Genomic DNA, 24,280 nt, shown 5'->3' with positions numbered 1-24,280 from the left:
GCTCGGCGAGGTGCGTGGTATATCCGCCATCTCCCGAGCCCGGGGTAATCCCCCGATAATGCTCAAAAAACAGGGTCTCAGATGGAAGTAACGACGCGCATCAAGTCACGGCTCACCGAGGTCTCCGACTGGAGCGGGGTGATCGACGAATCCGAGTCGCAGGCGAGCTCCGCCGGCACGCCTCAGGCGCAGTCGGCGGCGTTCTACCACCTCGCCCAGGCCTGCGAGGGATTGCTGCTCGACAAGGCCAAGGCGATGACGTTCTACCAGACGGCCGTCAAGCGCGACCGTGAGAACCTCAAGGCCCTGGAGTCGGCGCGCAAGATCTATCAGCAGATGGCCAACCTCGAGATGGTCACCAAGCTGATGGCGCTCGAGCTGCGGGCCAATCGCGACCCCGACCGCGCGGCGCTGCTGAACTACGCCTACGGCCGCGCGCTGCTCAACCTGCGGCAGATCGAGCAGGCCCGCCCGTACCTCGAGGCGGCCGCCAGCGCCGAGGGTCGCAATCAAGAGTTCCAGGACCGCTTCCAGGAGTCGCTGTACGACCGGAGCAACTGGCAGTTCGCGCTGCAGAACATCTGCATGAACCAGCTGATCGCGCTCAGCGGCCAGGCTGACCCGCTGGCCGCGAACGTCGAGAACGGCGGCCACCAGCTGTCGGCGCTGTACCTCCGCACCGCGCGGATCTTGCAGCAAGAGGCGCCCGAAGACCCGCGCCTGTTGCCGCTGCTGTTCAAGGCGCTCGACGCCGATCCGAGCAACGACGAGGCCGGCTACATCGCCGAGACCTTGCTCGCCGGCGGCGGTCACCTGCAGCACATCCAGAAGCTGCAGGACCGCCGCGCCGCGCTCGAGCGCGAGCCGGACAAGAAGGTCGCGCTGCTGCGTCAGTTCGCGTTGATCTGGCAGGTGCGCCTCAACAACGCCGACATGGCGGCGTACTTCTTCCGCCAGGCGCTCGAGTACGCCTACTCGATCGGCGCCAGCGTCCTCAAGGACGAGAACGACGCTGACTGGCACCTCGGCGCGTTCCACATGCTCAAGAAGGCCGCCGAGCGCACCGGCAACCCCGAGGGCCTCGTCGAGCTGGCCGTGCGCGGCCTGCAGGTCATCACCGATCCGACCGACGTGGCGTTGCTCGCGATCCTCGGCGGCGAGGTCGCGTGGCATCAGCGCCAGGACGTCGAGAGCGCCCGCAGCCTGCTGGCCTACGGCGTCACGCACGCTCCGAATCACCCGACGATCGTCGAGTTCCAGCGTCAGCACGGCGCCCTCGAGGCGCCGGCGGACGACTCCGCCGAGCGTGCCGCCGCCCAGCGTGCCGAGGCCGAAGCCGCCGCTGCGCAGCGGGCCGCCGTCGACGAGGCCGCGGCCGAAGACGCCGCACGCGAGCAAGCCGCCGCCGCTGCCCTCGCCGCCGAGCAAGCCGCCGTCGAGCAGGCCGAGGCCGCCGAGCGGGAGGAACGCGATCGCGTCGCCGCTGACCGTGCCGCTGCCGAGCGGTCCGAGCGCGACCGCGCCGAGCGCGAGGCCGCTGCCGCCGAGAAGGCCGCTGCCGCCGAGAAGGCCGCCGCGGACAAGGCTGCTGCTGCCGAGAAGGCCGCCGCCGACAAGGCCGAGCGTGAGCGTCTCGCCGCCGAGAAGGTCGCCGCCGACAAGGCCGAGCGCGAGCGCGTCGCCGCCGAGCGGGCCGCTGCTGCCGAGAAGGCCGCCGCCGAGAAGGCCGAGAAGGCCGCCGCTGTCGAGCGCGCAGCTGCCGAGAAGGTCGCCGCCGAGAAGGCCGCTGCCGACAAGATCGCCGCCGAGATCGCCGCGATCCCGGCTGACGGCGTCGAGATGCACGGCGAGATCTTCCTCCCCGAGGAGGTCCGGATCTACAACGCCGCTCGCACCGCGGAGGCCCCCGGTGGCGCCAAGGCGATCGACGCCTGGCGCGACGCCATGGGCAAGCTGCCGCAGAAGCGTTACCCGCGGACGCGCCTCAAGGAGCTCTACGGCGAGGCTGGCAAGTGGAGCAACGTCGCCGACCTGCTGAAGGACGAGCTCAAGGGCGATCCGAACAAGGACCTCGAGCACACCAAGGCCTCGTACTGGCAGCTCCTCGACATCTACCGCGATCACCTTCGTCAGCCCGGCCTCGTGGTCACCACGCTGGCCGCGTTCGAGAAGGTGCTCGAGGACGCTGGTGACACCGAGTCACTGCTCAAGGTCGTCGAGACCCAGCAGAACCAGTTCGAGCAGATGAAGCGCTGGCCGGACCTCATCAGCCGGATCCGCCGCCGCGCCGAGCTCACCACCGACCCCGTCGGTCGCACCGCCCTGCACCTCGAGGCCGGTCGCCTCTTCCTCGACAAGTTCAACAACCAGGCCGAGGCGATCAAGAGCTTCGAGTCGGTGCTCGAGGCCGACGAGTACAACGTCGAGGCGATCACCAAGCTCAAGGACCTGTACGCCAAGCGGCGCGACTGGGAGAAGCTCGTTCACGTCCAGCAGAAGGAGCTGACGCTGATCGAGGACCCGGCGCAGCGCATGGAGCAGCTGCTCGACGTCGCCCGCACCGCGGTCTCGAAGATCAAGAAGAACCCGCTCTCGATCGAGCTGTGGAACCAGGTCCTGGCGATGGAGCCGACCCACCACGAGGCGCTCGAGCAGCTCGAGGGTCTCCTCGAGCGCGAGAAGGAGTGGGGCCAGCTCGCCGGCGTGCTGCGCACGCTGGCCGAGGTCGAGGGCGACCCGACCAAGAAGGCCAACTACCTCGTCAAGCTCGGCTCCAACTACAGCGACAAGCTCGACGACAACGCCAGTTCCATCAAGGCGTGGGAGCAGCTGTACCAGCTCGACTCCGAGAACCGCCGCGCGCAGGACGCCCTCAAGAAGCTCTACCTCGCCCTCGGCGACATGGAGAGCCTCCAGGAGTTCTACGCCAAGCAAGACAAGTGGGGCGAGTTCATCCGCGTGCTCGAGCGCGAGGCCGAGACCGCCGAGGGTGCGGCTCGCACCACGCTCCTGCTCAAGATCGCCGATCTCTACAAGACGCGCATGGACAAGGCCGACAAGGCCACCCGCGCCCTCGAGCGCGCGCTGTCGTTCGACGACAACAACCTCACCGTCGCCGACGCCCTGATCGATCTCTACGAGCAGGCGCACGACGAGCGTCACATCTCGGTCCCGCTGAAGATCCAGCTCAACCACAGCGAGGATCCGGCGCAGCGGCAGGCGCTGCTCCGCCGGCTGGCCGAGCTGGCCGAGCGCATCAGCCAGGACGAGGCGCTGTCGTTCTCCTACTACCGCCAGGCCTTCACCGAGGACCACACGCAGGCCGACACGCGCGAGCACCTGTTCCGCCTCGGCGAGTCGATCGGCGCCTGGACCGAGCAGATCGAGTCGCTGCGCGCCGCGATCGAGAAGTACGGCACCGACCCCGACAGCATCCCGCTGCGGCTCAAGCTGGCCGAGATCTACGAGAAGCGCTCGAGCGACCTCGAGGCGGCCCTGGCCGCCAACCAGGCGATCCTCGAGATCAACGCCGAGGAGGCGACCGCGCTCGCCTCGCTCGAGCGGCTCTACCTCGCGCTCGGCCGTGAAGAGGACCTGCTCAACGTCCTCCGCACCCAGCTCTCGCTCGCCGGCAACGACGACGACCGCCGCGCGATCCAGACCCGCATCGGCAGCATCCACGAGCAGCTCGGTCACGTCGACCAGGCCGTCACCGCCTACGAGGCCGTGCTCGCCACCGGCGTCGAGGACCCGACCGTGCTCGCCGCGCTCGACCGCCTCTACCTCGGTCAGGGCAAGTGGAACGAGCTCGCCGACATCCTGCGGCGCGAGCTCGACGTCACCGCGCCCGACGAGATCGAGGCCCGCGCGACCCTGCTGCTCCGCCTCGGCATCGTCCAGCAGGACAAGCTGAACTCGGCGCCCGAGGCCGTGGACCTGTTCCGTCAGGTCCTCGACGTCGACGCCGCCAACGAGGAGGCGCGCAAGCGGCTCGAGGGCTACCTCGAGGACGACGCGCTCAAGACCACGGTGGCCGGCATCCTGCTCCCGGTCTACGAGCGCCTGCTCGACTGGCCGAAGATGGTCCAGACGCTCGAGATCCAGGTCGCCGCGGCCGGCACCGTCGACGAGCGCGTCGGCTTGCTGCTGCAGATCGGCGGCATCCTGGCCAACAACATCGGCAACACCGCGGCGGCGTTCGACGCCTACAGCCGCGCGTTCCGCCACGACCCGCGCAACGAGGCCGCGCAGGAGGAGCTCGAGAAGCTCGCCCACCTCGAGAACCGCTACGCCGACTACGCCGCGCTGTTCGAGGAGGCGGTCGCCGGCGACCTGCCGAGCGAGCTGCAGCGCACCCTGCTCATGCGCCTGGCCGGCCTGTACGACCAGCGCATCGGCAACGCGCCCAAGGCGATCGAGAACTTCAAGAAGGCGCTCGAGGTCGACGCCGACAACGTCGATGCCCTCGAGGCGCTCGAGAAGCTCTACAGCCGCGACCAGAACTGGGGCGAGCTGCTCGGCGTGTACCGCAGCCAGATCCCGCTCACCAATGACGGCAGCAAGCGTCAGGAGCTGCGGTTCCGCATCGCCTACCTTCAGGACGAGATGCTCGGCCAGAAGGAGGAGGCGATCGCGACCTACAACGAGATCCTCGCCGACGAGTTCGAGAACCTGCAGGCGATCGTCGCCCTCGACCGGCTCTACCTCGCGCGCGAGGCCTGGACCGAGCTGGCCGAGAACCTCGAGCGCCAGCTGACGCTGTCGAACGACCCCGACAAGCAGATCGAGCTCAACCTCCGCCTCGGCGACCTCCGCCTCACCAAGCTCGAGCAGGCCGGCCAGGCCGTCGAGACCTACCACCGCGTGCTCGCGCTCGACGCCGGCAACGCCACCGCGCTCGGCGCCCTCGAGACGCTGCTGACCCACGAGCAGCAGCAGCTCACCGTCGCCAAGACCCTCGAGCCGTTCTACCGCGTCAACAACAATTGGCCGCGGCTGATCCAGGCGTACGAGATCATGGTGACGCACGCCTCCGACGCCGAGGAGAAGATCGGCCTGCTGCACCGCATCGCCGAGCTGTACGAGATCGCCGGCGAGGAGCCGAGCAAGGCGTTCGACGCTCTCGGTCGCGCCTTCAAGGTCGATCCCAGCAACGCCACCACGCAGGAGCGGCTCGAGACGCTGGCCCGCCAGCTCGAGGACTACCCGCGCCTCGTCGCCCTCTACGACGAGTCGATCCCCGACATCGTCGACGACGCCCTCATCATCCGCTTGCTGGTAAAGATCGCCCAGATCTACGAGCTCGTGATCGAGGACCCGGCCAAGGCCGCCTCGAGCTACGAGCGGATCCTCGGCGTCGACCCCGGCAACTTCGAGGCCGTCGACGCGCTCATCAACCTCCACCTCAAGAACTCGAACTTCGGGTCGCTGGTCGAGGCGGTGGTGCGCAAGTCGGAGATGGTCACCGAGGTCGCCGACCGCAAGGCGCTCCTCCTCTACGCCGCGCAGACGCGCGAGACGGCCATGGAAGACCCGGCCGGCGCGATCGCCCTGTACCAGCAGGTCCTCGCGCTCGACGACGCCGACGCCTCGGCGCTCGACGCCCTCGCCAAGCTGTTCACGCAGACCGAGGCTTGGGAGAACCTCAAGGACATCTACCGCCGCAAGACCGAGCTGGCGGAGTCCCCCGAGCACCGGCGCTACTGGCTGCACCAGCTCGGCCCGATCTACGACGAGAAGCTCAAGGACGTCGAGCAGGCGATCGAGACCTATCGCTCGATCCTCGACCTCGAGCCGGCCGACTACGACGCCATCCAGGCGCTCGACCGCCTCTACGGGCAGGCCGAGCGCTGGCAGGACCAGCTCGGGATCCTCGAGCGGGCCGTCGAGGTCGCGCCGCAGCGCGACGAGAAGACCGCGCTGCGTCACCGGATCGGCGGGCTCTACGAGACCCAGCTCGCCGACATCGTCCGCGCCGTCGAGGCCTACCGCGACACCCTCGCGCACGCCCCCGACCACGCGCCGACGATCGCCGCGCTCGACCGCATCGTCCACGGCGAGGACCAGCCGATGCTGGCCGCCGAGGTCCTGGCGCCGTTCTACAACCAGCTCGCCGAGTGGGAGAAGCTGGTCGACATCTACGAGGTGATGGTCAGGCAGACCCAGGATCCGGCGCAGCAGATCGAGCTGCTGCACCAGATCGCCGCGATCCACGAGCGGCAGCTGCAGCAGTTCGAGCAGGCGTTCGCCGCCTACGCTCGCGCGCTGGTGATCGAGCCGACCCATGAGGCGACTCTGGGCCAGCTCCACCGCCTCGCCGAGGTCACGGGCGACCACGAGAAGCTCGCTAGCCTGCTGGCCGAGCAGGCCGCCGCGATCCCCGATCCGGCGACCAAGGTCGGCATGCTGCACCGCCTCGCGGGCGTGCTCGAGACCAAGCTGAACCGCATCGACGACGCGATCGAGCGCTACCTGGCGATCCTCGACATCGACGGTGAGAACAGCGACGCGATCGCCCAGCTCGATCGGATCTACTCCGGGCTCGAGCGCTGGCAGCCGCTGGTCGAGAACCTGCGCCGGCAGATCGCCATCACCGCGGACGAGCAGGAGATCATCGCCCTGCAGTACCGCATGGGCCAGATCTACCAGAACAACATCCAGGACCTGCCGAAGGCCATCGAGGCCTACCGGACGATCCTCGAGATCGACCCCGACAGCTCGGCCACGCAGGCGACGCTCGAGCTCATCTTCGCCGAGGGCGAGCACCAGAGCGAGATCGGCTCGATCCTCGAGCCGCTGTACCAGGCGTCCCGCAACTGGGACGCGCTGATCAAGCTCGCGGACGTCAAGCTCAACGCCACCGCCGACACCGCGGAGCGGCTGCAGATCATCGAGAACACCGCGCAGATCTGCGAGCAGCAGCTGGGCGACCCGGGCCAGGCGTTCTACTGGTGGCTGCGGGCGTACATGGACGACCCGCTCAGCGAGCGCGTCGCCGAGGAGATCGAGCGCCTCGCCGAGGCCACGCAGGAGTGGGGCTACATCGTCGACGTCGGCGAGCAGATCCTCGAGAACCCGAACCTCTCGCAGGACGCGAGGGTCGCCGTGCTCAGTCGTTCGGGACAGGTCCTCGAGACCCGGCTCGGCGACCGCGCGCGGGCCATCGAGGTCTACAACCGCCTGCTCGCGCTGGTGCCCGACCACGGCGACGGCCTGCAGGCGCTCGACCGCCTGTACACCCAGACCGGCCGTTGGGAGGAGCTCGCCGAGATCCTTCAGCGCCGGATCCAGGCGACCATGGACGGCGAGGTCCTCGTCGACCTCGAGATGCGCCTTGCCGCCGCCTTCGAGCAGTGGCTGGCCAACCCCGAGGCGGCGATCGCCGCTTACAACCGCGCCCTCGACATCGACGGCAACAACCTCCGCGCCCTCGAGCGGCTCGAGGCCCTGTACCTCAGCGCCGCCCGCTGGGAGGACCTGTACAAGACGTACGAGCGGACCGCGGCGATCGCCAACACCGACGAGGACACCGCGGCCTGCTACCAGCGCATGGCGAAGATCGCGGCCGAGGCGCTCGACCGTGAGGAGAACGCTGTCGACCTGTGGGGCAAGGTGCTCGAGCTGCGCGGCGAGGACCCGCTCGCGCTGGGCGAGCTGGCCGTGCTGCACGAGCGTTCGCAGCGGTGGGAGGACCTCGCTGAGGTGCTCGAGCGGCAGGTGTTCGCGGTCGAGGACCCGACCGAGAAGGTTGCGATCTACCAGCAGCTGGCCCTCGTCTACGGCGACCGGCTCGGCAAGGAGCGCAACAGCCTCGACGCCTGGCTCAACGCCCGCGAGCTCAACGGCCGCGATCTCGAGACGCTGACCGCGCTCCACGCGATCTACCAGCGCAACGAGTCCTGGGTCGAGCTCAACGACGTGCTCGCCAACCTGATCGAGCTCGGCCCTGACGCCCTCGGCACGGAGCAGCTCCGCGCCTACTACGCCCAGGTCGGCCGCATCCAGGCCGAGTACCTCATGGACACCCAGGCGGCGATCGCTGCCTGGCGCCACGTCCTCGAGCTCGAGCCGACCAGCCTCGAGGCTCTGGCGGCGCTCGAGCGCCTGCACAGCAGCGAGGCCAGCTGGGACGAGGTCATCCGCGTCCTCGAGAAGAAGCGCAAGGTCGTCGAGTCGGCGCCCGAGAAGATCGACGTGCTCATGCAGATCGCCGCGATCTGGGAGCAGCAGCTCGGCAACAAGACCGAGGCGGCCGGCGCCTACCTCGAGATCCTCGACCTCGACCAGGCCTACATGCCGGCTCACGAGGCGCTGGAGGTCATCTACCGCGAGACCGAGGCGTGGGGCGACCTCATCGACCTCTACCTGCGTCAGGTCGAGATCTTCGAAGACGCCAAGTTCAAGGTCACGACCTACCAGAAGATGGCGAAGGTCTTCGAGGAGAACCAGGAAGACCCGGGCAACGCCTTCGAGGTCCTCAAGTACGCGTTCAACATCGACTACGCCAACGAGGACACCTCGCGCGAGCTCGAGCGCCTCGCCACCCAGGCCAACAAGTGGGGCGAGCTGCTCAACGAGTACAACGGCATCGTCCGCTCGATCCCCGACAAGGGCGAGCAGGCCGAGCTGTGGGTGAAGATCGGTCGCTGGTACGGCGAGCACCTCAACCGCGTCGACTACGGCCTCAAGTCGCTCGAAGAGGCGCTCAAGCTCAACGCCAACAACATCAACGCGCTGCGCGAGCAGGCCGGCTTCTACCGCCGGGCGATGAACAACGTCGAGCTGGCCAAGACGCTGGCGCGGATCGTCCCGCTCGAGACCGACCCGAACATCCAGATCCGCACGCTGACGCAGCTGGCGGAGGTCCAGGACGGCGGGCTCGGCGACATCCCGGCGGCGATCGAGAGCTACCGCAAGGTGCTCGAGATCGACGGCGAGAACATCAACGCCCTCGACGCGCTGGCCCGGCTCCATCAGAACCAGGGTCAGTGGCAGGACCTGGTCGGTGTGCTCGAGCGGCGCGTCGGCACCCTCGACGAGCCGGAGCAGGTCATCGCCCTGCGCAAGCGCATCGGCGGCGTGCAGGAGGGTCAGCTCGGCGACGCCACGGCGGCGATCGAGACCTACCGGACCATCGTCGACTCGGAGCCGGGTGACCGCGAGGCTCTGGCTGCGCTCGAGCGCCTGTACCTGGCGGGCGGCAACGTCCCGCAGTACCTCGGCGTGCTCGAGGCCGAGCTCGACACCACCACGGTGCGTGACGAGCAGATCGGCATCTACGACCGCATGGCGGCCGCGCACGTCAACCTGGCGCAGGACCCGGCGCGGGCGGCCGAGGCGTTGGAGAAGATCCTCCTCCTCGACAAGTACCGCGACGCGACCTACCGCCAGCTCGAGGACCTGTACACCAGGCTCGAGAAGTGGACCGAGCTGGTCGAGACCTACCGCAACCACATCGTGGTCACGACGGCGCCCGCCGCCAAGACCGACCTGTTGGTGGCGATGGGTCAGGTCTACGAGAAGCAGATCCAGGACATCGACCGCGCGATCGAGACCTACAGCGAGATCCTCGAGCTGAACCCGCAGCACTTCGACTCTGCGGTCACGCTCGCTCGCCTGCAGGAGCAGATCGAGGACTGGCCGGCCGCGCTCAAGACGTTGGCGCGCCTGGTCGAGCTGTCGCGCGACCCCCCGGTCCGCGTGCAGCACCTGACCCGCATGGGCCAGGTCTACCAGGAGAAGCTGGGCCAGCTCGACGAGGCCGAGCGGCGCCTGACCCAGGCGACCGAGATCGATCCGGGCTACGTGCCGGCGATCGTCAGCCTGGCAGAGCTGTACAAGGGCCGGCGCGACTGGCTCAAGGCGGCTCGCAACCTCGAGGCGGCGTTCGGCTACTCGAACACCAAGCTCGAGAAGATCGCGCTCGCGGCCGAGGCCGGCTTCATCTACTACGAGGAGCTCGAGAACAAGGAGAAGGCCGTCGCGCTGTTCGCCGAGGTGCTCAAGCTCGATCCGGAGCACGTCAAGGTCGGCCGCGTGATCGGCCAGATCTACTACGACGAGGGTCGCTTCGCCGACGCCGACCCGATCTTCGACGTCCTGACCCGCAAGGCCGACCAGCTCGGGCTCGGCGACCAGGACCAGCGCGACCTCTACCTGCGCGCGGCCAAGGTCGCTCGCAAGCTCGGCAACAGCGACAAGTCGCTCAAGCAGTTCAAGCGCGCCTACGACATCGACGCGACCAACCGCGAGGTGCTCGTCGGCATGGCCGACCTGCTGTTCGAGAAGGAGGACTGGGAGAAGGCGTTCAAGCTGTACCAGACGATCCTGGTCCAGCACCGCGACACCCAGAGCTCGTCCGAGACGGTCCTCGTCTACTACCGCCTCGGCATGATCAAGAAGCGGCAGAACGAGCCGCGGAAGGCCCTCAACTACCTCGAGAAGGCGCTCGAGGTGGACCCGCACGACCTCGCCACCCTGAACGCGGTCATCGAGCTGCAGACGGGCGCGGGCGACTGGGAGGGCGTCATCCAGGCCAAGCGGGCCATGATCGACGTGGCCGCCACCGGCGATCAGCAGGCGGCGATCTACAACGAGATCGGCAAGCTGTACCTCGAGAAGCTGGGCAACTGGCAGAAGGCGGCAGCCGCCTACCAGAACGCCCTCGACCTGCAGCCGAAGGACTACCCGCTGCTGCACACGTTGCTGGACATCTACACCCGCAACAAGCAGTGGGAGGAGTCGATCCGGATCATCGACCGCATCGTCGAGATCGAGAAGGATCCCAAGCGGCGCTCGAAGTACAACTACACCGCGGCGGTGCTGCTCCGCGACGAGCTCAAGGCCCACGACGAGTCGATCGACCGCTTCAACTCGGTGCTCGACGACGACCCGGCGTACCTGAAGGCGTTCCAGGCGATCGACGCGATGGTCACCAAGTCGAAGGACTGGAAGACCCTCGAGCGGTCGTACCGGAAGATGCTGAAGCGGCTCCCGGCCGACAGCATGGGCGACCTGAAGATCACCCTGTGGTCGAACCTCGCGGAGATCTACCGGACGCGCCTGAAGGACTTCAAGGCGGCCACCGCGGCCTTCGAGGTCGCGGCCAAGCTCGACCCGGGCAACACCGAGCGGCACTACCTGCTGGCCGAGCTCTACGAGGCGCTCATGCAGGACAACCCGCAGGAGTACGCGACCCAGGCGGTCAAGGAGCACCAGATCCTCATCGCCCAGGAGCCCTTCCGCTACGAGAGCTACCACGCGCTCTTCAACATCTACCGGAAGAGCAATCAGTTCGATAAGGCGTACTGCCTGGCGCGGACGCTGGTGTTCCTCAAGCAGGCCACGCCCGAGGAGCAGCAGATCCACGACAAGTACGCGTCGAACGAGTTCCGGCAGGCGCGTCAGCGGCTCTCGGAGGAGATCCTCCGCCGCCACGTGTTCCACCCGGACGAGGACCTGTACCTCACCGGCATCCTCGGCTCGATCGCCCCGGCGATCGCGGCCTGGCGCGCCAACCCGCTGCCCGCGTACCTCAAGCCCAACGAGCGCACGGACATCAACACCGACCCCGCGCCGGTGTCCCGCATGGCCAAGTACGTCATGCAGCTGCTCAACGTCGGCCAGCCGGACCTCTACCTCCGGCCGGAAGACCCCGGCGACGTCTCGCTGCTCAACGCGCAGCGCGACGGTCGCGTCCACCCGACGATGGTCGTGTTCCAGAACCTGCTGAAGGGCAAGAACGAGAAGCACCTCGCCTTCGCCCTCGGCCGCTACATGGCCGACCTCTACCTGCCGCACTACGCCTACGTCGCGCTCGACCGCTCGCCGCAGAACCTCAAGCAGGTGTTCCTCGCTTGCATGCACATGTGCGACATGGAGACCGGCGGCAACCGTCAGGAGCTCGACCAGATCGCCCGCGAGATCCTCTCGCGCCTGCCGGCCAACGCCCGCGACCAGATGCGCAGCCTCATGCGCCGCTTCGTCGAGGCCGGCGGTTCCACCGACGTCAAGAAGTGGGCCCTCGGCACCGAGATCACCGCCTATCGCATCGGCTTCCTGCTGTGCGACGACCTCATCACCGCCGCACACCTGATCTCCCAGGAGCAGGCCGCGTTCGGCTCGTCGATGACGCCGAAGGACAAGATCAAGGAGCTGGTCCTCTACAGCATCAGCGAGGACTACTTCAAGGCGCGCAAGGGCATCGGCGTATCGGTCGCCTGAAATCGACAGTGAGCTGTCCGTAAGGACATGTCCGAGAGGGCGGCCCAGGCCGCCCTCTCGGCGTTTGGTCGCCAGGCGGGCGGGGCAGGGCGGGTGAGACCGAAGGCGATCGCGCGACGCCTCCCGTCACCAAGGGAAAGCCCGTGATCCCGTGGCTCCGACATCCGGGCGCGGGCAGCCCATCACTCGGCTTCGCTGCCGCGGCCTCGGCTCCGCTGGCGCAGCCGCGACTCCGCTTGCGCGACCGCAGCTCGCTCGCGCGGACTCAGCTCTGCTCGCGCGACGGTACTTCTGCTCACGCGGTCGCAACACCGCTCGCGCGACTGCAACGCCGCGCGCGCGACAGCAACACCGCACGCGCGACAGCAACACCGCACGCGCGACAGCAACACCGCTCGCGTGGCCTCGCCTCCGCTCGCGCGGCCTCGCCTCCTCGCGCGGCCTCAGCTGCGGCTGGCGGGCGGCGCCGTGTCGCGGATGCCCTGGACCGCGTAGATCTTGAGCGGCTCGGTGCGGCCGCGGACCTTCACGGTCTGGCGCGGCTCGACGATCACGTGCGGGCCGGACAGCTGCAGGGTCGACTCGGAGATGATGATCTCGCCCGGCTTCGCCAGGCTGCACAGGCGGGCGGCGATGTTCACCGCGTCGCCGATGACCGTGTACTGCAGCGTGCGCGACGAGCCGATCGCGCCGGCGATGCACATACCGGTGTTCACGCCGATGCCGATGTTGATCTTCTCGCGGCCCTGGTCGGCGCGCAGGCGGTTGAACTCCTCGAGCGCGCGCATCATGTCGAGCGCGCAGCGGGCCGAGCGCAGCGGCGCGTCGGGCAGCTCCACCGGCGCGCCGAACAGGCCGATGATCTCGTCGCCGACGTACTTGTCGAGCGTGCCGCCGTGGCGGAACAGCACGTCGACCATGACCTCGAAGTACTCGTTGAGCGTCGCCACCATCTCTTCGGGCGGGTGACGCTCGCTCATCCCGGTGAACCCGCGGATGTCGGCGAACAGCATCGTCACCTCGCGCCGCGACCCGCCCTGATTGAGGGTGAGCTGCCCCGACACGATCTGGTCGACCAGGTTGGGCGACAGCAGGCGCTGGAACTGGGCCCGCGTCGACGCCTCGTGCTCGATCTTCTGCGCCAGCAGGTTGTTCTCGATCGCCACCGCCGCCTGCGTGGCGATGCCCGAGAACAGCAACAGGTCGCGCTCGTTGAACGCGCCGGTCGCCAGCATCGAGTCCATGTGCATCGCCCCGAGCAGCTTGTCGTTGTAGAGCAGCGGCACGCACATGGTCGAGCGGATGCCCTGCATGATGATGCTCTTGGCCGCCTTGAACCGCTCGTCGACCATCGCGTCCGACGACAGCACCGCGCGCTTCTTGAGCCGGACCTCGTCGAGGATGCTGCGCGACAGCCGGATCTCCTCGTCGCGCTTCTGCCGGACGTAGCGCGGCACGAAGTCCTCGGTCTCGGGGTCGACCAGCAGGATGACCGCACGGTCGGCGCGGATCAGCTGGAACGCCTCGTCGACGATCTTCTGCAGCAGCGTGTCGAGCTCGGCGTCGATCGACAGCCGCTGCGACAGCTCGTGGGCGATCCGCAGCTTCTCGTAGTCGGCGCGCAGCGTGGCGACATCCTTGATGTCGGCCGCGGGCAAGAAGCGCGAGCTGGCGGACACCGAGCTCTGGACCTGGCTCTGCACCTGGTCCGGCGTCATGGTGACCTTGTTGAGGACCGGCGGCTGGTTGCGCGGCGGGTCTTCGGTGAAGCGGTAGGTCGTGTTGCCGAGCGAGATCTGATCGCCCGACTTCAACACTCGCTCGGTCACCCGCTCGCCGTTGACGAAGGTGCCGTTGAGGCTCCCGACATCACGGACCACGTAGCGGCCATCGGGGCCGAGCGTGATCCGGCTGTGCTCCTTCGAGACGATCCGATCCAACACCTGGATCGAGTTGTCGGGATGGCGCCCGAGGGTGTTGAACGACGTGAGGATGTGCTCAGTCGGGTGGTCCCCCCCGATGAGGATGAGCTTGGCCGCCATCGACGATTCCGCATCGTAGGGCAGGTAAATCCGCGGATCAACCGCCCTCGTCGTTCCATCGCGAGCCGGACGATCGACCGCGACGCGCCCCCGGGTCCGTCTCGGGCCGCGTCGGCCCGGCCCCCCCGCCCGCGCCGGTCTGCCGTCGGGGCCGGGGCTGGCCCGCGAGTTCGGCCGCGGACCCGGCCTCTCCGGCCCGCGTGCGGACCGCCGCGCGCGTTTGCGCCACCGCTGTCTCTGGGGGGAAAGCGACGGCCCTTGCAGTATGATGCCGGGGCCAAAGTCCCCTACTCGTGTACCACCTGCCCGCATATGTAGCTTTGGAGCGTTGGCTGCTCCAAAAGCGCGTGGCCGTCGTGCTCCCCGGGGGGCCGGAAGGACCGCGACGGCTCGCGGCGGCCGGTGTGGCCCGCGTGCTCGTGCTCGGCGGCGACTGTCCTGCCGAGCCCGGTCTCGAAGTGTGGTCGGGCCCGCTGGAGCTGTCACGACTGCCGCTGCGTGATCGCAGCCTCGACGCCGTGACGTGCATCGAGGGCGGCGTGACGCACGATCCCTCCGCCCGGCACGCGCTGATCCTCGAGTCGAAGCGAGTGTTACGGGACGGTGGCATTTTGGCTCTCGCCGTCGAGCCCGACCCGGATCACCTCTGGGAGGTCGAGGACGATCTCCGCGGCGTCTTCGCTCACGTCGGCGCCTTCGCCCAGCTCGAGTGGCAAGGCGTGAGCATCGCGCCGCTGCTGCCGACCGCGCCCGGCGACGCGCTGGTGCCGGTGCTGCGCGAGGGCCTGCTCGACGAGCCGCTGCCGATCCAGCGCTACCTCCTCATCGCGTCGCAGGCGGAGCTCGACGCCCAGCTGCGCGAGTGCATCATCGTGCCGACCGGCCCGGTCGATCCGCTCACGCCGGTGATCGACATGGGGGAGGTGACGGTCATCTCGGCGATGCCGCTGCCGCCGGAGCCTCCGCCCGGGCCGCGGCAGTACTCGCCGCCCGAGCCGACCGAGAGCACTGATTTCGACCTCGTGGCGCTGTTCGCCGCCGAGTCGGCCTCGGCCCTGCTCGGCACCCCGCAGCCGCGGCTGCACGAGATCTCGGCCCCCGCGCCGCTGCCCGAGCCGGAGCCCGAGCCCGAGTCGCAGGACGAGCCGGAGCCCGAGCCGGTCGTCGCGGCCCCCGAACCCACGCCGGGCCTCGCCGACCCGGAGACGCTCGTCGAGCTCGATCGCCTGCGGGAGATCGTCAACAACTTCTCGTCCGAGCGCGAGGGCTTGCTGGCGCACGCGGTCAAGCTGGCCAGCGATCTCGATCGCGTGCGCGAGGAGAAGGCCCGCACCGACGCCGAGCTGCACGCCGCGCGGAACCGCCTCGAGTCGCTGCAACATGTCCAAGAGGACAGCCGCATGCACTCGCTGGCCGCGCTGCTGCGCCGGCCCGACGCCGACAACGCGGTCGCTACCCACGAGCTGGTCGACGAGGTCGCCCCGCTGGCCGCGCCCGAGAGCGGCCGCGCCACCGCCGACGCGGCGATCGATCGCAACCGCCTGCGCGAGGAGCTGGCGCGCCGCACCGGGGAGCTGCAAGAGCTCGAGACGCGAGTGCTGCAACAAGAAGAGGAGATCCGGCGCGAGCACCTCGAGAACGTGCGCCTGGTGACGGATGTCGATCGCCTGCGCGAGCAGGTCGAGCGCAGCCGGGCGATCGAGCAGGACCGGGTGCAGGAGCTCGAGCGCCTCGGTCACGAGCTGCGCAAGCTCGAGCTCGATCACGCCGAGCTGCAAGGGCTCTACAACACGCAGGAGCAGCGGCTGCGCTCGCGCGCGGAGTCCGGGGCGCACGGCGGGGCGGCGGCGCCGGTCGACAACGCGGCGCGTCAGCAAGAGCTCGAGAAGGTCACCGCGCAGCGCGATCAGCTGCGGGCCCGCGAGCGCGCCGCCGCCGACATCGTCCGCCGCCGCGACCGCGAGCTGGCCGACTCGACCCGCACGGTCCGCGAGCTGCGGCGCTCGGTCGAGGACCACGCGACCCTCGCGGCCCAGCTGCGCGGCGAGCTGGCGGTGTTGCAGGTGCACATCCAGCGCCTCGAAGAGACGGTGCCCAGCCTGCAGGAGCGCCTGCGCGACCAGCAGCGCAAGACGATCGAGCGCGAGGACGAGGCGGCCGAGCTGCAGCGCCGGCTCGAGGAAGGCGTGGCCGAGCAGGAGCACCTGCGCGGCCGCCTGCGCCGGCAGCGACAGGACATGGAGGGGCTCGCGGGGGCCAAGCAGGGCGCCGAGGTCGAGCTGTTCCGCCTGCGCCGCGAGCTCGAGGCCAAGCACCAAGCGATCGATCAGCTGCAGCAGATCGTGTCGCTCGGCGCGAGCCGGATCGGTCAAGGCTCGGGGCCGCTGTCGGACGCGGCGCGGGCCGAGATCCTCGATCTGCGCGGCGAGCTGGCCGATCAGGCCGCCGAGCACGCCGAGGCGCTGGCCCGCAGCGAGGCCGAGCATCAGCGGATCGTCGAGCACGAGCGCGCCCGCCTGCGTCGCTCTCGCCTCGAGGCCGGCATCCGCTCGGAAGAGATGGAATACATGCTGTTCCAGCTCGACACCGCGGAGCAGAAGATCTGGGAGATGAACGACGCGACCGACCGCTCGGCCGCGCGGTTGGCTGCCGGTCTCGCCCAGCTCGAGAAGCAGAAGGAGCAGTACGAAGATCTCGCCGACGAGCTCGACGTCACGCGCAACCTGCTGGTCGAGGCGCAGGCCAAGATCGCCGAGCTGGAGCGCCTCCTCGACAGCGAGCGGGCCCGCCTGGCTCGCGTGTCGCTGGCGCCGGCGACCATCCTCGAGGGGCCCGACACCAGCGGCAGCTTCGACGTGAACGTCGACGAGGCGGAGCCCGACCCGGAGGATTCGATCGTCGCGCCGATGATCCGTCGCTACCCCGGCGACCCGGACCCGCTGGCGGGCATCGACCTCGACGACGAGTCGGAGCCGGTCAGTTTGGCGGCGCGGCTGGCCGGCGGCTCGGCGGGCGACTCCGGCGATTTCGACATGGGCTCGCTCGGCGGCGCCGAGGTCTCGAGCCCGGTGTTCCGCCTGCCGTCCGACGACGACCTCGACGACGACGAAGACGCGTCGGTCACGCGCGTGGTGGTCGTGCCCGACGAGGACGAAGAGGTGTTCTCGATCGACACCGAGTGGGGCGAGCTCGACGACGACCGGCGGCCGGGCGCCCCTCGCGCCGGCTACGAGCGCGACCTCTCGAACCAGCGGATCGTCATCGAGGTGCTGGAGGACGAGGCCTGGCCCAACGACGGCGAGCTCGAGCCGGAACTGCAGGCGCTGCTGAAAGTCCGGCCGGAGCAGACCGCCGAGGACGGCAAGACTGGCACCAACGGTTCGGCCGATCCCGGCAAGCCGCCGGGCGACAAGTCCTCCTGACGGCCTGCCGGCGGCAAACGGGCGCCGGATAGCCGGCCGGTGTCCCTGGCGTGGAGTGCGCCATGCTCCCCTCGCACCGCCTCCGGGCCATCGCAAAATTGCTTGACGCCGAAGCCGAGTCGGCCTAGGTTCCACGCCCGCCGCGAGGATGGCGAAATTGGTAGACGCGCACGGTTCAGGTCCGTGTGTCCCTAGGACGTGGGGGTTCGAGTCCCTTTCCTCGCACAAGCGCTGAAGGCCCTGTCACCACCGGTGACAGGGCCTTCGCCTTTGGTCCGTCGCTCGCCGTGACGGCCTGCGCGACCCTCGGCGGCGCCGACGGTCTTGTCTCGGGCAGGATGTCCTCACGCCCCTGGCGCGAGGGTGGGGCCGGGCGGGGCTGCCCACGCGGCCCGCGGAGGTGCGGACCGCGACCCGGCAGGTCGGGCGCTAGCTGGCGAGAACCTCGATACTCTTGACCGCGATGCTCGGTCCGGACATGTGGATCCCGAAACCACCGGATTCGACGTTGCCCTCCACCTTGACCCGCGCCCCCGCCTTCACGGAGCACTTGCTCAGGCGGTACACATCGCCCTGTTCGGTGACGAGCTCGTGAAAGCCGCCCTCGAGGTCGTTCTTTCGCACGGTCCCGGTGAAGGTCGCCATGGTCCGCAGTGTACCCGAGACTTCAAGCCACGCCACCGCGCTGTGGCTGCTCGCCGGCCTCGATCCGACCGGCGGGGCCGGTATCTTGCGCGACACCTTCACGGCCGGCGCCTGTGCCCCGAGCGTGCCGGTGGCCCGGGTCGTGACCGCGTGGACGCGCCAGGGTCACGGTCGCCCCGCGTCGGCGGAGCCGCGCTCGGCGGCCGCGGTCATCCGCGAGCTGCGGTCGATGCCGCCGCCGCGCGCGATCAAGATCGGCCTGTTGCCGGCGGCGCTGGTCGAGGCGGTCCTCGACGAGGTCGCGTCTCGCCGCGTGCCGGTGGTGATCGATCCGGTGCTCGCGGCCTCCGACGGCGGTGACCTCGGCGCGCGCGCGGACATCCTGCGAGATTGCCTTCGGGACATGTCCGAAGAGACATGGCTCGTGACGCCCAATCGCCACGAGGCGGCGGCCTTGACCGGCTCGACCGAGGACGACCCCGAGCTGGACCAGCGCACCGCCGACGCGCTCGGCCGCGCCGGCGTCCTGCTCAAGAGCGCGGTGGTGGGCCACGAGCGGGTCCGTGACATCGCCTGTCTCCCGGGACAGGTCCACGTGTTCGAGCGGCCGCGCGTGGCCGGCCCCGACCCGCGCGGCACCGGCTGCGCCCTGGCGACGGCGATCGCCTGCGGCCTGGCGCAGGGCCGCCACATGCTGGCGGCCATCAGCGCCGCGGTGGCCTGGCTCGACGTGGTCCGCACCCGCTGCGTGCCCGGCATCGACGGCCGCGTCCACTTGCCCGAGCGCGCGCCACCGCTGGCGTGAGCGTCACCCCGCGGCATTGCGACGGCCGCGTTCACTTGCCCGCGCGCGAGCCAACGCTGGCGTGAGCGTCACCCCGCGGCATTGCGACGACTCACTGCGGGCCCAGGCCGTGCGCGGCCAGCCACGACGGATCGGGCGCGACGCGCTGCAGGACCTCGACGAACAGGCCGTCCGGCGCCGCGATCTGGAACCGCCGCTGACCCCACGGCTCGCTGACCGGCGGCAGCACGATCGTCAGACCGGCCTCGCGCAGCCGCGCGTGCTCGGCGTCGACGTCCTCGACCAGGAAGGCCACCAGCGAGCCGGCGACCTGCTTGCCGCGGGCGGCGACCGGCCACGAGTCGTGGTCGCGCTGGACGAAGTCGAGGCTGACGTTCGCATGGCCGGGGTGCTGGAGGTTGACGTACCAGCCGATGTCGACGCCCACGGCGAAGCCGAAGTGCTCGACGAACCACTGCGCGCTGGTGGTGGGGTTTTGCGCGGCGATGACAAAGCCGAACAGGCCGATCTGCATCGTGATTGCCTCTCTCGTCGAAGGGGAGCCCCGGGACGCGACGCGACGCGACGGCCCGCGAGGCTGTCTACCGCATCCTCGCGGCCCGGCCACTCTCGGCGCGGTCTCGACGTGTTCCGGCCTCAATCACTCGCGCGCGTGCGGGCCAGGTTGACCGAGCGCAGCGACGGCAGCGAAAGCAGCGTCGCCGCGCCGTCGGCGGTGACGACCGTGTCCGCGAGGTTCAGCTGCTCGAGCTTCGTCATCCCGCGCAGGTACTGCAGCGACTGATCGGTGATGAGCGTCGCGTCGAGCCGCAGCACCCGCAGCGAGGTCAGGTCCTTGAGGCTCGCCACGCCGCCGTCGACCACATCGGTGTGGTCGAGCTCCAGCACCTCGAGCTGCGTCAGCGCGGCCAGGTTGGCCAGCCCGCGGTGCGTCACCTTGGTGTGGTGCAGCCGCAGCACCTTGAGCCCGTGCATCCCCGCGAGCGCGCGCAGGCCCGCGTCGGAGATCTGGGTCGCGCCGAGGTCGAGCTCGACCAGCCCGATCAGCTCGCCGAGCTCGTCGGCCACCCGGTCGCCCAGGCTCGGGATGTCGAGCACCAGCGTGCGCAGGCCCGCCAGCTCGCCGAGGTGCTGCATCGTCGGGTCGGCCAGCGTCAGCGGCGGCGCCAGCCCGAGCACGAGGGTGCGCAGGTCGGGCAGGCGGCTGAGCGCGAGCAGCCCGTCGGGCCCGAGGTCGCGGCCGCGGATCTCGATCGACTGCAGTCCGAGCTTGGCCAGCTCCTCGAGCCCCGCGCCGGAGATCCGCGACTGCGGCAGCACCAGCCGCCGCAGCCCCACCTGCCGGCCCAGCGCGCGCAGGCCCTTGTCGCCGAGGTTCGGGCAGGCGCACGTGAACTCGGTCAGCGGCAGGTCGCGCACGTACAGCGGGCTGTAGTCGTTGAAGCCCGAGCCGCGCAGCGTCAGCCGCGACAGGCCCGTGAGCGGCTTGAGCTGGTGCAGCGAGAAGTTGCCCGCGCGGGTGTCGAGCAGCTTCACTTCTTTCAGCGCGACCCCGTCGGCGACCTCGAGCAGCGCGTCGTGCCCGGCCCACGCGCCTTCGAGCGTGAGCGTCTGCAGCCCGGCGACATCGCCGGCGAGCGCCGCCAGCCCCGAGTCGGTGGCGAGGTCGCGGAGGACCAGCGACTCGAGCCGCGCGCGCGCCAGCAGGGCCACCGGCTCGGCGCCCTGGGCCACGCGCGCGAGGGTCAGGTGGCGCAGCCGCGGCAGGCTGGCGATCCGGCCCATGACCACCCCGTCGAGCGTGAGGTCGGCGAGCGCGAGGCTCTCGACCCCGATCAACGCGCCGAGGCCCGCGTGGACCGCGTCGAGGCAGCCGGAGATCCGCAGCGTCCGCAGCGCCGGCGTGCGCTCGGCCAGGCGGGTCAGGTCGAGCTCCGCGCAGGCGTGGTCGTAATCGAGGTCGTCGCGCAGCTGGCTGGCGCGCTCGCGGCGGTCCTCCGGCGACAGCGCGAGGTCGAGCGAGACCAGCCGCGACAGGTCGACCTCGGCCAGCTCGCGCGGGTGCGAGATCACCAGCTTCTCGGGCGGCGGCGGCACGCGCTCGGGCTCCGGCGCGGCGATCACGGGCGGCGGGGGGGTCGGGACCCCGACCTCGGGCTTCGGCGTGGGCGGCGGGCCGCCGCACCCCAGCAGGCCTGTCCCGAAGGCCAGAACGGTCATCAGACTGCGGGTTCGCATCATCGTCAGGCAGCGAGCCGCAGCAGGCGGCGCGCGTTGTCGGTGGTGGTCTGGGCCACCTGCTCGAGCGGCTCCTCGCGCGCCGCGGCGACGGCGCGGGCGATGTCGCCGAGGAACGCAGGTTCGTTGCGGGCCGGCCGGCGCGACGCCGGCGTCTGGTCGGGCGAGTCGGTCTCGAGCAGCAGCCGGTCGGCCGCGACCGCGCGGGCGGCCAGCACCGGCCGGCGCGCGCCCGGCAGCGTGATCGCCCCGGCGAACGAGATCGCGTGACCGCCGCGGCAGAACGCCGGCACCATCTCGGCGCTGCCCGAGTAGCTGTGCAGGATCGACGGCGGCAACGGCTGCTCGTCCAGCAGCGCGAGCATCACCGCGTAGGCCTTCAAACAGTGCAGCAGCAACGGAAGCCCGGTCGCTCGCGCCAGCGCGAAGTGGGCCCGCAGCACCGCGACCTGCCGCTCGCGCGGCACCCCGCCGCCGCCCGGCCCGAAATCGAGGCCGCACTCGCCGATCGCCACCAGGTCGGCCGGCGCCGCGCGAATCCGGTCGCTTAATGCGGTCAGGACCGCGGAATCATGCGCGGGGGCGAGCTGCGGAAGGACTTGGGGGTGGATCCCCAGGGCGGTGTGAAAGCGCACGGTTGGAGCGATTTCGCTCAAGTCGGCCGCGACCTCGAGCAGCGCGTCCCAAGATTCCGGTTCGACACCGGGGATTACGATCGCCGAAATTCCCGCGGCAGCGGCCCGAACAGCGGCAAATCGACGTTCCGCACGATCGCCGAAGCGCGGCATGTCGATGTGCGCGTGGGTGTCGACAAGGTTCATTCGTGAATCACCGTGAAACCGGTCTTGCGGATTTGACGCACCTGGGGGCTTTTTGTAAAACCCAAAGCCCGTCACGACCCCCCCAGTTTGCGACGTACGGGCCCAATTGGGCCAGAAAAACAGGGAAGTCCATGTCATCGACACGAATTGAGCGCGTTCTTCGCCACGACGGTATCGTGGCCGTGTTGGACCAAACCGCGGAGCAGGCGCAGGCGGGCGACGCGGCGTGGGTCGGCGAGGAGCGCTGGAAGCCCATCGTGCTCGAAGCGGTGAAGCTGCGGCAAGTGGCGGGCGAGACCGCCGTTCGCATCCTCGTCGGCGAGCACGCGATCCTTGTCGCTGGCGACGACAAGCACGTGGTGGGCGTGGTCTTCATCAAGGGCCACCCGGTCGTGAAGTCCGTCGTCCGCATGGTCCGCCAGCTCATGCGGCTGCCGGCCAACGCCCTCCCGGCGCTCTAGCGTCGGCCGCTTCCCGGGCGGTGAACGCCGTTCGGGAGCGCCTAACGCTGATAACCGAGGAGCTGTGTCGAGCGCGCCCGCGGCATGCGGGCGCGCTCGCGCCATTGAGTTACCCTCGCACGTCATGGTCCCCGACCTCGAAGACCTCCGCGCGGCCTTGATCGCGGCCCTCGGCGCCGACCGCCTGAGCGACGATCCGGCCGATCTGGCCTACTACGGCGCCGATCGCTGCCGCGGCGGCTGGCCGGTGCGGCCGTCATTCATCGTGTTTCCGCGCTCGGCCGCCGATGTCCAGGCGGTCGTCCGCGCGTGTGCCGCTCACGGCGTTCCGATCGTCCCCTCCGGCGGCCGCACCGGCCTGGCGGGGGCGGCCACCGCCACCCGCGGCGAGGTCGTGCTGTCGCTCGAGCGCATGCACCGGATCCTCGAGGTCGACCCGGCCGCCCGCACCCTGCGCTGCGAGGCCGGCGCGACCCTTCAGGCCGTGCAGGACGCGGCGGCCGCCGCCGGCCTCCTTTATCCCGTCGACTACGCCGCCAAGGGCAGCGCCCAGATCGGCGGCAGCCTGGCGACCAACGCCGGCGGGGTGAAGGTCCTGCGCTACGGCCTCACGCGCGACTGGGTGCTCGGCCTCGAGGTCGTGCTCGCCAGCGGCGAACTGCTCGCGCTCGGCGGGGCGCTGGTCAAGAACAACACCGGTTACGACCTGCGCCAGCTGTTCATCGGCAGCGAGGGCACGCTCGGGGTGATCGTCGGGGTCACGCTCAAGCTGGCGCGACCGCCGGCCGACACGCTGGTCGCGCTGTGCGCCGTGGGGTCCGACGTCGAGGTCCTGGCGCTGTTCGCTCGCCTGCGCCGCAGCAGCCTGACGCTGTCGGCCTTCGAGTTCCTCGACCACGGCTGCCTCGGCCACGTGCTGGCCCACCGCCGGGGCGACCCGCCGTTCGCCGAGCCGGCCGCGCGCTACGTGCTGGCCGAGGTCGAGGTCCCGGTCCCCGGCGCCGCCGCGCTCGAGCACTCGCGTGACGAGCTCAGCGCCTGCCTCGCCGAGGCCGCGGACGCCGGCGAGCTCGCCGACGCGGTGCTGGCCGCGACCGCAGCCCAGGGCCGCGCGCTGTGGGCCTACCGCGAGGACATCAGCGAGTCGCTCCATCGCCACACCCCGCACAAGGCCGACATCGCCCTGCCGGTCGCCCGCGTCGCCGAGTTCCTGGCCGCCTGGCGCCCCCTCGTCGCCGAGCGCCTGCCCGGCATCGAGGCGCTGTGCTTCGGCCACGTCGGCGACGGCAACCTCCACCTCAACATCCTCCGCCCCGACGGCCTCGGCTTGCCCGAATTTCTCGAGCGCGTGCACGGCTTCGACGACGAGCTCTACGCCCTGGTCCAGGCCCACGGCGGCAGCATCTCCGCCGAACACGGCGTCGGCCTGCTCAAGCGCGATCACCTCCACTTCAGCCGCAACCCGACCGAAGTGGCGCTGATGCGCGGGATCAAGGCCGTCCTCGATCCGAGCGGCCTGCTCAACCCCGGCAAGATTTTTTAGAACTGGGCATGCCCGAAAGGACATGCCCCGAGCGACATGTTACTCATGACATGTCCTTGATGACATGCCCGTGAGGCCAGG

The 24,280-nt window shown here is 69.9% G+C and carries 10 protein-coding genes and 1 tRNA gene; 6 read left to right on the top strand and 5 right to left on the bottom strand.

Annotated elements, in window-relative coordinates; genetic code table 11:
- Nucleotides 1-81: 81 nt before the first annotated feature.
- Complete coding sequence (locus POL25_RS13820; protein ID WP_272086458.1) at nucleotides 82-12,222, top strand: tetratricopeptide repeat protein; 12,141 nt, start codon at nucleotides 82-84, stop codon at nucleotides 12,220-12,222.
- 443 nt (nucleotides 12,223-12,665) lie between these two features.
- On the opposite strand, the gene POL25_RS13815 is transcribed toward POL25_RS13820, so the two are convergent.
- On the bottom strand, nucleotides 12,666-14,264 hold the full coding sequence (locus POL25_RS13815; RefSeq protein WP_272086457.1) for an adenylate/guanylate cyclase domain-containing protein: 1,599 nt from the start codon (nucleotides 14,262-14,264) through the stop codon (nucleotides 12,666-12,668).
- Between the two features lie 347 nt (nucleotides 14,265-14,611).
- Between POL25_RS13815 and POL25_RS13810 the strand changes: the two genes are divergently transcribed.
- Nucleotides 14,612-17,686 (top strand): hypothetical protein, encoded by a 3,075-nt coding sequence (locus POL25_RS13810; protein WP_272086456.1) that lies wholly within the window; start codon nucleotides 14,612-14,614, stop codon nucleotides 17,684-17,686.
- 142 nt (nucleotides 17,687-17,828) lie between these two features.
- Nucleotides 17,829-17,911, top strand: a tRNA-Leu gene (locus POL25_RS13805).
- 204 nt (nucleotides 17,912-18,115) lie between these two features.
- Here the strand turns inward: POL25_RS13805 and POL25_RS13800 are convergent.
- On the bottom strand, nucleotides 18,116-18,331 hold the full coding sequence (locus POL25_RS13800) for a hypothetical protein (protein WP_272086455.1): 216 nt from the start codon (nucleotides 18,329-18,331) through the stop codon (nucleotides 18,116-18,118).
- On the opposite strand from POL25_RS13800, the gene POL25_RS13795 reads away from it, so the two are divergent.
- Nucleotides 18,330-19,136 (top strand): bifunctional hydroxymethylpyrimidine kinase/phosphomethylpyrimidine kinase, encoded by an 807-nt coding sequence (locus POL25_RS13795; RefSeq protein WP_272086454.1) that lies wholly within the window; start codon nucleotides 18,330-18,332, stop codon nucleotides 19,134-19,136. The genes POL25_RS13800 and POL25_RS13795 overlap by 2 nt on opposite strands.
- A 91-nt stretch (nucleotides 19,137-19,227) precedes the next feature.
- Here POL25_RS13795 and POL25_RS13790 read toward each other — a convergent pair whose 3' ends face one another.
- The 3 genes from POL25_RS13790 to POL25_RS13780 form a co-directional block, all read right to left on the bottom strand.
- A complete protein-coding gene (locus POL25_RS13790) occupies nucleotides 19,228-19,650 on the bottom strand; it encodes a VOC family protein (protein ID WP_272086453.1) in 423 nt (140 codons plus the stop codon).
- A 122-nt stretch (nucleotides 19,651-19,772) separates the two neighbouring features.
- The gene (locus POL25_RS13785; protein ID WP_272086452.1) at nucleotides 19,773-21,356 is read right to left on the bottom strand and encodes a leucine-rich repeat domain-containing protein; all 1,584 of its coding nucleotides are present in this window, start codon (nucleotides 21,354-21,356) and stop codon (nucleotides 19,773-19,775) included.
- Between the two features lie 23 nt (nucleotides 21,357-21,379).
- Nucleotides 21,380-22,195 (bottom strand): TatD family hydrolase, encoded by an 816-nt coding sequence (locus POL25_RS13780; RefSeq protein ID WP_272086451.1) that lies wholly within the window; start codon nucleotides 22,193-22,195, stop codon nucleotides 21,380-21,382.
- Nucleotides 22,196-22,377: 182 nt separating this feature from the next.
- On the opposite strand from POL25_RS13780, the gene POL25_RS13775 reads away from it, so the two are divergent.
- Together POL25_RS13775 and POL25_RS13770 are read left to right on the top strand one after the other, a co-directional pair.
- Nucleotides 22,378-22,656 carry a hypothetical protein gene (locus tag POL25_RS13775; RefSeq protein WP_269037049.1) on the top strand — a complete coding sequence of 93 codons (279 nt, stop codon included), beginning with the start codon at nucleotides 22,378-22,380 and terminating at the stop codon, nucleotides 22,654-22,656.
- Between the two features lie 124 nt (nucleotides 22,657-22,780).
- Entirely contained in the window at nucleotides 22,781-24,199 is a 1,419-nt protein-coding gene (locus tag POL25_RS13770) for an FAD-binding oxidoreductase (RefSeq protein WP_272086450.1), read from the top strand.
- Nucleotides 24,200-24,280 lie beyond the last annotated feature (81 nt).

Origin of the sequence: Nannocystis bainbridge (assembly GCF_028368995.1) — a bacterium.
Lineage (GTDB): Bacteria > Myxococcota_A > Polyangia > Nannocystales > Nannocystaceae > Nannocystis > Nannocystis bainbridge.
This window is presented reverse-complemented; position numbering and strand designations above follow the sequence as displayed.